The organism is Pleurocapsa sp. FMAR1 (assembly GCF_963665995.1).
In the GTDB taxonomy this organism is placed as follows: Bacteria; Cyanobacteriota; Cyanobacteriia; order Cyanobacteriales; family Xenococcaceae; genus Waterburya.
Genome location: NZ_OY762512.1, coordinates 3,148,968 through 3,162,719 on the forward strand (window position 1 = coordinate 3,148,968; position 13,752 = coordinate 3,162,719).

At 40.5% G+C, this 13,752-nt stretch carries 11 protein-coding genes; 5 read left to right on the top strand and 6 right to left on the bottom strand.

The genetic code is table 11. From position 1 onward, the window contains the following. Window positions 1-98: 98 nt before the first annotated feature. The 3 genes from SLP02_RS15305 (at window position 99) to SLP02_RS15315 (ending at window position 4,877) form a co-directional block, all read left to right on the top strand. On the top strand, window positions 99-2,114 hold the full coding sequence (locus SLP02_RS15305) for a ribonuclease R (protein ID WP_319421551.1): 2,016 nt from the start codon (window positions 99-101) through the stop codon (window positions 2,112-2,114). 20 nt (window positions 2,115-2,134) lie between these two features. Then, complete coding sequence (locus SLP02_RS15310; protein WP_319421552.1) at window positions 2,135-3,352, top strand: ABC transporter permease; 1,218 nt, start codon at window positions 2,135-2,137, stop codon at window positions 3,350-3,352. 367 nt (window positions 3,353-3,719) lie between these two features. Further along, window positions 3,720-4,877 carry an ATP-binding protein gene (locus tag SLP02_RS15315; RefSeq protein ID WP_319421553.1) on the top strand — a complete coding sequence of 386 codons (1,158 nt, stop codon included), beginning with the start codon at window positions 3,720-3,722 and terminating at the stop codon, window positions 4,875-4,877. A gap of 241 nt (window positions 4,878-5,118) precedes the next feature. On the opposite strand, the gene shc is transcribed toward SLP02_RS15315, so the two are convergent. After that, a complete protein-coding gene (gene shc / locus SLP02_RS15320; RefSeq protein ID WP_319421554.1) occupies window positions 5,119-7,035 on the bottom strand; it encodes a squalene--hopene cyclase in 1,917 nt (638 codons plus the stop codon). 408 nt (window positions 7,036-7,443) lie between these two features. Between shc and SLP02_RS15325 the strand changes: the two genes are divergently transcribed. Continuing rightward, window positions 7,444-7,866 (top strand): DUF29 family protein, encoded by a 423-nt coding sequence (locus SLP02_RS15325; protein ID WP_319421555.1) that lies wholly within the window; start codon window positions 7,444-7,446, stop codon window positions 7,864-7,866. Between the two features lie 123 nt (window positions 7,867-7,989). Here SLP02_RS15325 and nblB read toward each other — a convergent pair whose 3' ends face one another. Further along, complete coding sequence (gene nblB / locus SLP02_RS15330; RefSeq protein WP_319421556.1) at window positions 7,990-8,646, bottom strand: phycobilisome degradation protein NblB; 657 nt, start codon at window positions 8,644-8,646, stop codon at window positions 7,990-7,992. 164 nt (window positions 8,647-8,810) lie between these two features. Next, window positions 8,811-9,269 carry a CBS domain-containing protein gene (locus SLP02_RS15335; RefSeq protein ID WP_319421557.1) on the bottom strand — a complete coding sequence of 153 codons (459 nt, stop codon included), beginning with the start codon at window positions 9,267-9,269 and terminating at the stop codon, window positions 8,811-8,813. A 258-nt stretch (window positions 9,270-9,527) separates the two neighbouring features. Between SLP02_RS15335 and SLP02_RS15340 the strand changes: the two genes are divergently transcribed. Then, window positions 9,528-9,794, top strand: coding sequence for a hypothetical protein (locus SLP02_RS15340; protein ID WP_319421558.1), 267 nt, complete (start codon window positions 9,528-9,530; stop codon window positions 9,792-9,794). Between the two features lie 8 nt (window positions 9,795-9,802). Here the strand turns inward: SLP02_RS15340 and blaOXA are convergent, their stop codons facing one another. The 3 genes from blaOXA to SLP02_RS15355 form a co-directional block, all read right to left on the bottom strand. Further along, a complete protein-coding gene (gene blaOXA, locus SLP02_RS15345; protein ID WP_319421559.1) occupies window positions 9,803-10,696 on the bottom strand; it encodes a class D beta-lactamase in 894 nt (297 codons plus the stop codon). A gap of 22 nt (window positions 10,697-10,718) precedes the next feature. Next, entirely contained in the window at window positions 10,719-11,630 is a 912-nt protein-coding gene (locus SLP02_RS15350) for a branched-chain amino acid transaminase (protein ID WP_319421560.1), read from the bottom strand. A gap of 121 nt (window positions 11,631-11,751) precedes the next feature. Beyond that, entirely contained in the window at window positions 11,752-13,524 is a 1,773-nt protein-coding gene (locus SLP02_RS15355) for a M61 family metallopeptidase (protein WP_319421561.1), read from the bottom strand. Window positions 13,525-13,752: the final 228 nt, after the last annotated feature.

Consider the following 13,752-nt stretch of genomic DNA (forward strand, 5'->3'; position numbering starts at 1 on the left):
AACCCTTATTTTTGCAGTTTAATGGCAATAAAAAGTCAACGAAAAGTAAACTAAAGCAAGTAAAATAGAGTTTACTGTCGTAATCAAGTACAAAGCTGGTGGAACAAGGAAAGCTGATTGAATTCAGAGTGCAAGGAGAACGTCGTCTTGCAGTTGCCGAAAGACCAGAAGGAAAAAAGGATTGGATCGTAGTTGATGCAGGGGGACAATCTCACAAGATACGTCCCCAAAGAGTTGATTACACCGTAGAAGGAGTTCTTTGTGAACCTGCGGAGATCCCCAGCTTCTTAGCAGAAGCTGAATCTTATTTAGACCCTGATAGTCTAGAAATAGCCTGGGAAGTATTAGTCGAAGATAGCAGCACCGTTACTCCACAACAAATGGCGGAACTGTTATTTTCCGATCAAAGTCCAGCACCTTGTTATGCTGCTCATTCTCTTTTGAGTCAAGACAAAATATATTTCAAGCAAAAAGCCGATCGCTACGAACCAAGACCAGAATCTCAGGTTGAAGAGATTAAGCACCAGCTAGAGGTTCAAGAACAAAAGGATCGTCAGAAAGAAGAGTTTGTTACTCATGTCAAAGAAGCTCTAGAAGGAAAAGAAATTGCATGGAGTGAAAGCGATCGCCTTCGTTTAGAATCGATTGAAAAACTTGCCCTTCAAGCTGACAATGCCCCTAAAGCTGTCCAAGAAATACTTAAAGAAGTTGGCAAAAATTATGATGCCCAGGCAGCTTTTCAATTATTAGTGGATATAGGATGGTGGAGTGAGCATGAAAATTTATTTTTGCGTCGCAGTTCTTATCCGATAAACTTCTCTAGAAAGGTGCTTGATGTGGTGCAGCCTCGTCTTCAATTAGATCCCGCCGAAGCCGACGACAATCGTTTAGATTTGACTTATCTCAAAGTTTGTACCATTGATGATGAAAGCACCACTGAAATAGATGATGGTCTGAGCATCGAATATTTAGCTAATGGTACAGCCAAAATTTGGGTTCATATTGCCGATCCGACTCGCTTAGTTGAGCCAGAAGATGAACTAGATTTAGAGGCTCGTCGTCGTAGCACTAGCCTTTATTTGCCTACAGGCATGGTTTCTATGTTCCCGACGGATTTAGCAACAGGACCAATGAGCTTGGTAGAAGGACAAGTGTGCTGCGCTCTCAGTTTTGGGGTGGTGCTAGATCAAACAGGAGGAATTCAAGAATACGAAATTCATTCAAGTTTAATTAAGCCCACTTATCGTCTTACCTACGATGATGTGGATGAGATGTTGCAGCTAGGAATACAGAATGAACCCGAAATTCCCGATTTGGCTCAAAAGTCACAGTTAAGAAGAGAATGGCGCAAATCTCAAGGCTCGATTCAAATCAAAATGCCAGAGTCAGTTATCAAAGTTAAAGATAACGAAGAAGTAACTATTGAACTGATTGATAGCTCTCTCTCGCGTCAGCTAGTTGCGGAAATGATGATCCTAGCAGGTCAGATTGGCGGGAAATATGGAACAGAACATAACTTGCCTTTGCCCTACAGAGGTCAGCCACAGCCAGAATTACCCTCAGAAGAAGAGTTGCTCCAACTTCCTCCAGGGCCTACTCGCTTTTGTGCTTTGCGTAGCTGTATGCCTCGTAGTGAGATGAGTATGTCGCCGATTCGTCACGCTAGTTTGGGTTTAGATAGCTATGTTCAGGTAACGTCGCCGATCCGCCGTTATACAGATCTTTTAGCGCATTTTCAAATCAAAGCTCATCTCCAAGGCGAAGAATTACCTTTTTCACGCGAAGAATTACAGGAAATTGTCTATAGCGTTAGCAGTTCATCCTATGAAGCAACTTTAGTAGAGCGTCAAACTAACCGCTACTGGGGACTAGAATATCTGCGACGTAACGCCGAATGCGTCTGGGATGTCTTGGTCTTGCGCTGGCTAAGGGAAGATGAAAACTTAGGTCTGGTTTTAATTGAAGATCTGGGTATGGAATTGCCCCATCGCTTCGATCGCCCTGTAGCTTTAGGCGATCGCTTAGAAATGCAGGTGACTCGTGCCGATCCTCAACGAGATGAAGTACGATTTAGAGAGATAACCGAAGCAGAAATTCAGGCAACCTCATCTTAATTTAGGGGCTGACTTAGAGAATGAACATATTTGAAAGCTTGAAGATGGCAACTTCTACTCTAGTTGCCAATAAGATGCGTAGTAGTTTGACAATGTTGGGCATCATTATCGGCAACGCTTCGGTAATTGCCATGGTGGGAGTAGGACAAGGGGCAAAAAATCTAGCTTCAGAACAGTTTGAATCCCTCGGTCCTAATGTGATGTTTGTCTCAGCAGGATCGTCAGAAGAGAGACGCACTACCTTTAGCCAACCAAAAACTCTAGTTTGGGATGATGCGATCGCCATTGCCGACCAAGTACCTAGCGTTAAAGAAGTTGCTCCCCAAATTAGTGCCAATAGCCTAATTACCTATCGTAATCGTAACAGCAGCGAACAAGTAATAGGTACTACCCCTGAATATTTGACGGTCAGAAGTTTTGAGGTGGATCGAGGCAGATTCTTTAATGATGAAGATGTCAAGCGCAATCAGCGAGTAGTGGTTTTGGGTTCAGAAATAGCCGAAAGGTTCTTTGGACAACAAAATCCTTTAGGTAAGAAGATGAAAGTCAAAAACATTAACCTGGAGGTGATTGGAGTCTTAGAAGCTAAAGGAGCTTTTTTGGGTAGCAATCAAGACCGCACCGTATATATTCCCCTGACCACGATGGCAAGTCAAATTGTCGGCGATACTTCTCCCTATGGGACTCAGGTAAGCGTTATTTCCATTGCTGCTAAAGATGAAGATAGTATTCGTGCCGCCAAGCTACAAATTGAAAATCTTTTGCGGTTGCGTCACAAAATTACTGGTCAAGATGATTTTAGCGTTGGTACCCAAAAAGACGTATTACAGATTGTGGATACTATTACCAGTGGTTTAACTGTCTTGCTGGCTGCGACTGCCGCTATTTCTTTGCTAGTCGGCGGCATTGGGGTAATGAATATTATGCTGGTAGCGGTAACAGAAAGGACAAAAGAAATTGGCTTGCGTAAAGCGATCGGTGCCAAGGAAGGAGATATCTTGTGGCAGTTTTTGATTGAAGCAACAATTCTTTCGGCAGCCGGTGGCGCGATCGGTACTGTAGTTGGTGTCACAGGAATTGTTTTAGTGGGTACATTTTCTCCCCTGGCACCAACTATTTCTCCAGTAGCCATTGTACTTGCTGTGGGGGTTTCGGGAATAATTGGTCTTTCTTTTGGAGTTTTCCCTGCTAGGGCAGCAGCCAAGCTCGATCCTATAGTTGCTTTAAGAAGTATTTGAAGAATTTCTAGCTAATAGATCAATCATCTAGTATCGCTTCGCTTTTTGTAGAAAGTAGGAAGTAGGGGCGAACGGCTGTTCGCCTGTAGGGAAGTTAAATATGGTTAGGGTTTCAAATTAAATAAATGGCGAATTCATTTACGTCCAAGTCTACTAGATTAAGCATATAAATATAAAATCATTCGCTTTTCCTGATACTTTATAGAATATGCTACTTTTCGCTTAAATTAGTATTTTTTAATTCAACATAATTTAGAATATTATTTTAAGATAAAGTTTTTTATTTAAGGTTAGGAAAGAGAATCTTTACTGCTAAAGCTGCATTTAGCTAACGAAAGAATCAATAAATTATGTTAATTGAAGTGTGATGAGCGATATTACTGAACATAAACTGACTTCACGGAGAAAACCTAGGCAGGTTACCAATCAGGATCAACCGCAAAACACAGCACAATATGTCGAAAAGCTAGAGACTTTACTGAGTCTAGTCCCCTATTACCTGTTTGTAGTAGACGTATCCACCAGAACTATTTCCTTTTCAAATAAGGCTTTAGCAAAAAGTCTGGGCTTAGTCGATCATCAAGTCGCAAAAGGGAAAGCGATCGCCGAATGTTTTTCGCCAGAATATACTCGCCAAATAATTTGGCAACAGCAACAGGTATTGACCCATAACAAGGTGTTTCATTTGCAAGAAGAAGTAAAACTTGCCGATGGAGTTCACTATTTTGATACTACCGTAACGCCGATTAAGAATGATGAGGGAGAAATATATGCACTACTTCATACCCTTAATGATGTTCAAAATATAGCTGCTACTCAAAAAGCTCTTTCACAGCGTAGTCTTCAGCTAGAGGCTGCCAATAGAGAATTAGAATCTTTCTCCTATTCTGTATCTCACGATTTACAGTCACCCCTGAGAATTATAAATGGCTTTAGCCAGGTGCTGTGGTCAACGTGCCAGCCCGATCTAAACGATCACGCCAGACACTATTTGGAAAGGATTCAAGCCAACAGTCAAAAGATGAGTAATTTGATAGACGCTTTATTGGAGTTGTCTAGGGTAACTCGCAGCGAAATGAAGTCGATTGAGGTTAATCTTAGTCAGATTGCCCAGAATATTATTGAAGAGTTGCAAACACAAAATCCCGACCGCCAGGTAGAAATAAAAATTGCTCCCGATCTTAAGGCACAAGGAGATCCTCAATTACTTAAAATTGTCTTAGATAATTTGCTCCATAATGCCTGGAAATACACCTCCAAGCGATCGCTGGCAAAAATCGAATTTGATGTTTTGACTGCCAATGGAGAACAAACCGCTTTCTACGTGCGGGATAATGGTGCGGGTTTCGATCAAGACTATGCCGATAAGCTATTTACTGCTTTTCAACGACTCCATAGTCAAGCAGAATTCCCTGGGACAGGCATCGGTTTAGCTACCGTACAGCGCATTGTATATCGTCACGGGGGTAAGGTCTGGGCAAAAGGAGAATGCGATCGCGGGACAACAATTTATTTTTGTTTGTAGTAGGGGCGATTCGCCCTTCGGGTTCGGCAGTTGCTTCAACAGCGCGATTATTCAAGCGGAACTAAATTCCGCGAATCTCGCGCTCAAGTCGGTGAAACCGATGGCGGCTTTTGGGTCAGAAGATTCTGTCCCAACCTCGACAGTTTGCTCAACGGGGGGAACCCCCGCAACGCAACTGTCTCGCAAAACGCGCCTTCCCAACGCACTGCCTCACGAATCGCCCTTACATTGCGAATCGCCTTTACATTCTTAATTTCTTGTATCTAGCTAGTGCCTGAAGAGGAAAGTATTGTTGATAAAGATGATATTTCAAATAAAAGTGGCAGGGAAAACCAGTACCTGTAAACCGATCTTCTTCCCAAGTGCCATCTGAGCGTTGTGTTTGTAGCAAATATGCTATCCCTTGAGCAATGGCTGGCTGTGCTGTAAACTGGGTTGATTCTGCTGCTGCTATCAAACCAATTAATGCCCAGGCTGTTTGCGAAGCGGTACTAATTCCGATGCCTTTTAAACTTGGATCATCATAGCTAGCACAGGTTTCGCCCCAACCACCGTCGAAATTTTGACAGCTAACTAACCAAGCTGCGCCTTTCTGAATCTGAAACTTGCAGCGTGTGGGTGCAATGAGACTCAGGGCAGATAAGACCCCGCTTGTACCGTAAATATAGTTGACCCCCCAACGTCCAAACCAGCTACCGTCGGTTTCTTGCTCTTTAACTAAATATGCGATCGCTTTTTGAACTTGCCCATCATCCATTGATAGACTGCATTCTCCTAACATTTCTAATACCCTGGCGGTAACATCAGCAGTATTAGGATCGATCATGGCTTTTAAGTCGCCATAGGGAATTGAGTTAATCCAATCTTGGTCGTTATCGAGATCGAAAGCTGCCCAGCCTCCAGGTTTACACTGCATAGTTGCTATCCAGTTAAGGCAACGGGCGATCGCTTTTTGTTTCTGTGCTTCATTAGTAAGCTTGACTTGAGATAAGCCCATGACCACCACCGCCGAGTCATCTAAATCGGGATAAAAGCGATTATCAAATTCAAAAGCCCAGCCACCAGGAGTTATATCTTTGTTTTTTACTGCCCAATCGCCATAATCTAAAATTTGCTTATCTAGTAACCATTCTCCTGCCTTGACTAAAGCTGGATGGTCGGGGGCAATTCCTGACTCTACCAAAGCGCGTAAACACCAGGCAGTGTCCCACACAGGAGAAATACAGGGCTGAAGACGATAACTGTTTTCCGTTTCTATGGCAAAATTATCAACGGCGGTTAAACCTCGCTGAATAACTGGGTCGTTGACATCGTAATCTAGAGTGCGTAAAGCTAAAAGAGAGTTAAGCATAGCAGGAATAATTCCGCCCCAGTCGCCAGTCGCCTCTTGTCTTTCTAAGATCCATTTTTGTGCAGCAGCAATTCCCTCTGACCGCCAAGGTACTAAATTTAAATTCTCAGCTAGTTTAAAAGCATTATCTAAAGTTAAGAATATGTCCGTCCAGTCGTTACTGCGGGGTAATTCGTAACGCACATTAGCAATTCCCTCCGCGTATAATTCATCTAAGTTAATCGGCGTATCCAGCTTAAATACAGGCTTGCGATCAAAGACAATTAACAAAGGTACGGTGCTACCCCTTGCCCAGCTAGACATTTCGTAGATTGTGAAGGGAGATTGTTCTGGCAGAAGCATAATCCAGGGAGGAATTGAGGGTAAACCTTGCCAGTCATAGCAACCAATCAAAGCCAGGTGCAGCTTTGTAAAGATACGGGTTTGGCTAATGCCACCCTGCTGGAGTATAAATCCCTTGGCTTTAACCAAGGCAGGATCGGCTGCCGATACGCCCAACAAACGCAGTGCCATATATGATTCTACCGAAGTAGAAAGATCGCCCCCATCAGCATAATATAGTTCCCAGCCACCATGTTTGCGCTGTTGCGATCGCAAGTATTTCTCGGCTTTAGCTAGAGGTCTAGTCTTATCTGTCTGCCAAATCTTATGCAGCAAGACAACTTCGGAGGTAATAGTAACGTTAGACTCCAATTCTCCCCACCAATAACCCTCTGAATGCTGGAGAGCAAGTAAATGCTCTTGACTACGAGCGATCGCCTGTTCTAACTTTGGCTTTGTTAGCTGATTTTCTCTCGACGCTACCATTTTATAACACCCTAAACTTTAGAAAAAATAGCACATATAGCCGTACAAAATTAGGTGAGGACACAAAAACTATTAAGTAGGAAGTAGCGCGAAGTTGCGTTGCGGGGGTTCCCCCCGTTGCGAGACAAAACCGTTGCGGGGGTTCCCCCCGTTGAGGTTATTGTCGAGGGCGAGCAAACTTCGTAAGAAGGAAGTAGGAATTTACGAAATGTCAAACAAGTTTTTAGTTGTTAGTCGTTAGTTTTTAGCACTACCAAATTAACTACTAGCCAAGGGGTACCCCCCGCAGGGACTAATTACTAATTACTAATTACTATGAGCAGTATTACTTCTGATTTGAGACATTAAATCAGCAACGCCGTAAAATACAGCTATTCACCAAGTTATAAATAACTCAATATAAGTCTAATGGAAGAACTTATACAGCTACGAGAAAGCATCGAAAAACATGACTTTGTGACGGCTTTGCAAATTGTTGATGAGTTAGACGAAATGTCTGTAGAAGCTAAATTCAACAAAATATTTAGTTACATGGTTGTATTGCTTCTCCATTTAATCAAAGAAGAGGCTGAAAAACGATTGACTAAATCTTGGAAGCTATCGATTAATAATTCAGTTAAGCAGATAAATAGAACAAACAGGCGCAGAAAATTTGGCGGATATTATGCCAAGAAAGCAGACTTAATCGAGATAATTGATGACGCGTTTGAACTTGCTCTTGAAGGTGCAGCAATAGAAGCCTTTGGAGGTGCTTATGATCAACCAGAATTATTAAACTTGATTGATGTCAACGGAATTAAAAATAAAGCTATTTCTCTGCTGGATTATTAAAAGTAGTGCGGTAGTGCGATCGCTTGACTTCATTTGCAAATAAGAGAACTTAAATAATTAATAGAGATGAAACAAAGAGCGATCGCATAGCTTTATCGCTCTACTTTGATTGCGATCGCTCTATCAAAGATTATTTTTCGCTTCTTTAGCAACCTGCTCAAATTCATCATCTGCCAACTTTGTAATTATTGACTTGGCTTCTTCTCCCCCCAATCTACCTAAAGCCTGTACAAGGCGGTAACGTATTTGCCAGTCTTCATTATCGGCAAAAGCAGCCAGTAAAGGGATAGCTCGTGTATCGCCCAATTCTCCCATTGAGCCAATGGCTGCGGTTTGCAAGAGATTATTTTCCGAGTCAAGAGCCTCTTTTAGGAGATCGAAGCCACGAGGATCGCCCAATTCGCCTAAAGCAGCAATGATACTAAACTGCACCAACCATTCCGATGTATCATGATATATATTAGCTAAATCTTCATAGGCTTCAACAAGCTTTAAACCACCAATCGCGTCTGCTGCTGCTGCTTGTACATCTGGCTCGGGATCGTTAAACAGGCGATCGCGTAAGATTTCTAAAGAAGTATCTTTATCATTTATCCCCAGAGTATCTAGCTGACTAACTGCTGCATAGCGCACGCGAGTATTATCATCGGTAATCATGGGCTGCACCATGGCAAAGGCTGTTTCTATGTCAATTTGACGTAGTTGATTTAAACCTCTAATGCGCTCGCCAAAGTCTTCGGAATTTAGCAGAGTCTTAACTGATTCTGGGGTAATAGTCATGATTAAAATTATTAGATTTAAAGTTGGTTTTAAAAAAAGTAAAAAACAATTTTAGTAAATATAGACTTTAACCAGCATACTTACTAATCTGACTTAGAACTTTGACAAGATCTAACTTATTATTCGTTACTTATTACTTGTTACTCAAGCAAAGCAAAACTAGATCATTCGGCTGCCATCATCTTAATTACGTCACCTTGAGTAATCATGCCGATTAACTTAGAATTATCATCTACCACTGGCAAACGTCGTAACTTCTTATCGTGCATAATTTTGGCTGCTTCCCGCACTAGCTGATTGCCTTTTACCGTTGTCGGGCGATCGCTCATAGCTTCACTTACAGTCTGCCCTAAAGCTTTGTGTACTTCTTGATTGTGTTTTGCAGGATTTTGCAGATAAATTACGCTATCGAGAAACATAACATAAGGCGGTGTTTCTACTCCTGTAGCCTGCCAGGTTAGATCAGTCTCGGATATGATTCCTACTAGCTCTCCCTCTTCATTTACCACAGGTAAACCACTGATTTCTTTTTCAGCTAGAATTTGAATCGCTTCTTCTAGTGATGTCTCAGGAGATACCGTAGTCGGATTGACTGTCATAATCTCAGCAACAGTTTTGCTCATCTTTTTGCTCTCAGGTTTATCGTATAATTGGCTACCACTACCTGATTTAATCTATCGCAAATTGTCACCTTCTAAGGCAAGCTGTCACTATATTTAATTTTTAGATTTTTCTCTAATCTTGTAATATGCTAAGTTTTAATGCAGTTACTCTTCTTACTTGTTGAGAGTTAGCCGTAATCTAATTTACTAATAATGATATGAATTCCAAAAAAGAATGAGAGGAATTTTTTTCACAATTCAAATTACAACATAGCAATAATGACTAATCCAGAAACCAAGGCTCAATATGAGGGTGCAATACTAAACCAGCTTGTTAAAAATATTGAGAAAGTTGCTGTTATAGAGGTTGCTGTTAAACAAAATACCCAAAAGCTAGACAACATAGACCAAAGACTAAACAACATAGATCAAAGGCTAACTAATATTGAATCATTACTCGGTTGGCTTAAAGTAATTGGTGGTGCGGTATTAGCGATCGCACTATCTTTAATAGCTAATTTTGTTTATTCGTTTTTAATCAACTAAGATCCAAATTATAATAATTCCAACTCCTCAAAACAACGGCGTGTTAAATCAATCCGTGCTGCTAAATCCTTGTCTTCACGAACATCAATATTAGTAGCAAAAAAGTAAACATCTTTTCCTTTTTCTAAGTAACCAACATACCAGCCAATCTGCGGTGGGGTTTTGTCTTCAAAACCAATTAAGCCCGTTTTAGCTCGAATGGTATAGTCTGGAGTTTGTTCAACGATCATGATATCTTTGGTAATTGCCAGCGATCGCTCTGAAAAGGGTAAATTGTTATTATATAAACGGCGCAGAAACTGAATTTGCTCTAGAGGTGAAATTCTCAGTTTGCCTTTCAACCAGAATGTGTCGATATCTTCAGGGCTACCAATATTTTGATTGCCATAATTTGATTTGCTAACATAAGCTTGCATCTTCTCGTGTCCAACTCGGCGGGCTAACACTTGGTAAAACCAAACTGCCGAAAGCCTAAACGCCTCTTTCATGTTTAAATCTCGATTCCATTCGGCAACTGTTGGTCGATAAATTCCATCCCAAGTCAGAATTGCCAATTCATTATCAATGGCTTCAGTCTCCAAAGAAATGAGAGAATTGAGAATTTTAAATGTCGATGCAGGTAAAACAGCTTTTTCGTTACGCTGTTGATTATATTGATAAGTGCGATCGCTTTGAGCATCGTAGATCGCGATCGAGCCTTCAACCCCTGATTGCTGAAAGTACTGTGCAAAGTTTATCTTTTGGGGTGTATCTAAAGCAACTGCTGAATTCAAGATTGTTTTTGGCACAGTTAAAGCTGGATCTGTGACTTGCCAGAAAGTATACACAAAGCAAGCGATGCCTACGGCTAGCTTCGCAATCGCCATACAAAATATAGCGATCTTTTTTGTTATCTTGTTCATCAATTTTGTCTAGCTATTTAATTTAACAATCTACTTTATAAACCCAATTCTGATATTTTGGTTCTTTATTTTCAGTAATTGCTGTTAGCTTGTGCTTTATTTTCTCGGTAATTGGTCTATCTGTTGTCAGGTGATAGCTTTCGATTTGTTTTACGGGAGTTACCTTGGCTGCTGTTCCGCTTAAAAACACTTCTTCAGCAATTAATAATTCAGTTTTATCGATCGCTCTTTCTTCGGTTTCTATATCTAAATCTTTAGCGATAGTTAAGATGCTATCTCTGGTAATGCCCTCTAAAATGTCTTGATTGAACCCAGGAGTGATCAATTTACCATTGCGTACCATAAATATATTCATTCCTGAAGCTTCACAAATTTTACCTTGGGAGTTCATTAAAATCGCTTCATCAAAACCCGACTCTACGGCTTCAGTTTTAGCTAAAGAAGAAGTAATATAAGCACCGCTAATTTTACCCCGTAGTGGCAAACTGCGATCTTCCTGGCGATACCAAGAACTAATACGGCAGCTAATCCCTTCAGGCGGTAAATAGTCTCCAAGTTCTAGACCATAAATAAAGAAATCTTTTTTAATTTTATGCAGTCGGGGTGCAATACCTAAATCAGAAGTATAAACAAAAGGTCGAATATAAAATGGTTTTTCAGGTTTGTTTTTTTGAACAAAATTAATAATTACGTGTTGAATTTTATCTGCGGGTAAATCATAATTTAGTAGCTTGGCACTTTCGCTCAATCTTTTACAATGGCGATCGAGTCTAAATAATAGTATTTGCTCAGGATTGTCTGGGTTAGGAATACCTCTCATGCCCCCAAAAGCTCCTGTTCCATAGTGTAGAGCATGGGTAGCAATGGAAATATTTGCTTCTTTGAAAGGAACAAACTGATTTTGAAAATAAGCGATTTCTAAAAAATTGTGCATAATTGCTTGATTATTAATTGATTATTAATTACTTGGTGGGCATTAATAAATGTATTTTTATAACGAGCAGAATTGTATTTTATGCCCACCCTATTATCGATCATTGGTCAAAGATAATCGATCATTGTTCCCCAAGCCATCCAGTTAAATTTTGCTGCTGTACTTCGGACAAGTTACTTTTAACTGCTACTTCATAACGGCTGGGTTGAGATTCACTCAAGGTAACGGGCAAGGTTTTAAGTCGATCTTGATGAAAAACTGTAATTTCGATTGTATCTTTAACCTGATGGTCTTTTAACCGTTCATTAAGAGATTCAGCAGTAACTTTAATTCCGTTGATTGCTAATAGCTCATCATCAGCATCAATTCCCGCTTTGCTTGCAGGAGATTCGGCAGCAACAAATTTAATTATTTCTCTATTATTCTCCGACTGTACTTTGATTCCTATATAGGGCGTGTCTGATTCGGTAATAGCTTTCAAGTATAAGCCAAAGGGTTCAAAGTAGTCATCCAAAGGTAATTCGACCGTAGTTTCAATATAGCGAGAGAAAAAATCATCTAAGTTTTCTTCGGCAACTTCGGCTATCACTTCTCTTAATTGAGTTTCACTAAAGCCTATTTCATCCTGTCCAAAACGCTGCCACATTAGCTGCATCACATTATCGAGCGATCGCTTATTATTATGTTTAGCTCGAATTATTAGATCTAGCAGCAGAGAGACAAATTGCCCTTTGAGGTAATAGGAAATCTGATTATTATCGCTATTGGCATCGCGACGATAGAGTTTAATCCAGGCATCATAGCTAGACTCTCCCAATGGTTGAACTTTGCGTCCTTGGGTATTAAGGTACTTAGTAAGATCTTTACTCAGGTTTTTTAGACAGGTTTGACGATTATATATTCCTGCCCGTAAAGGAATTAAAAGATCGTAATAGCTAGTTGTTCCTTCGCAAAACCACAGAGAAGTAGTGTAGTTTTCTGCATCGTAATCAAATACTTCTAAAGCCTTGGGGCGGATGCGTTTTACGTTCCACAGATGGAAAAATTCGTGTGCCACTAACTGCATAAAACGTTCGTATTTCTCGCGATCGCGAAACCCAAATCGAGGATAATTTAAAGTACAGCTATCCTTGTGTTCCAAACCTCCGTAGCCACTTCCTGAGAGGTGTAGCAGAAACAAATACTGTTCATAAGGTAAACCGCCAAACATCTCGGCTTCTACTTCAATGATCTTTTTGGTATCGGCAATTATTTGTTCAGGGTTGGCGTTACCTTCACTCCAAATAGCTAAAGAATGAGGCTTATTTAGCACCTCAAAACTATGTACCTGCTGTGTCCCTACTTCTACAGGAGTATCGACCAACGTGTCAAAATCTGGGGCAACAAAAGTATTGGTTTCTGCTTCTATTTTGGGCAAGGTTGTCGTAACCTGCCAATCCGACTGTGGAGTTATAATTTTGACTGTAATTGGCTGTTGTTCTAATCCAGGCACATAAAAGAACAAAGCTGCACCATTAAAATAGCCATGAGTAGCATCTAAATGATTGGTGCGTACCGTTAATTCATTGGCAAAGATACGATAGCTAACTGTTATTTCCGAACAGTCTTTTGTTGCTACCTGCCAATGATTTTTACTGATTTTTTGACAAGTTAAATTCTGTTTGTTGCTATCTTGCGCCACAAAATCTTGTACGTGTCTAGCATATTCTCTTACTAAATAAGAACCAGGAGTCCAAACTGGCATTTTGAGATCCAAGCTTGTTGACTGCCAATTTTTTACTTGTAAGCTGACTTCAAATAGGTGAGAAGCAGGTTGGGACATAGCAACTTGATAAAACAAGGTTGCTTTTTTTTGAGTAGGTTGTGGCTGACGAGTAGCCGTGGCTTCAGTCATTAAGCTTTCTTTGGGTAGACAAAATCAAATACAGATAGGAATGCAAGTCTATATTTTATCTATATCTTGTAGATTGCCCAAACTAAACAACCTATCAAATTCAAATGATGGAGGCTGTTGCTTTATAAGTTACGTAACTATGCTATAAATATTAAGGATTGTGAAATAAAAGCAATATTTTGTAATATTCCTGGAATAGTCCCAGATTAACTCGCTGTTGCTACCAGG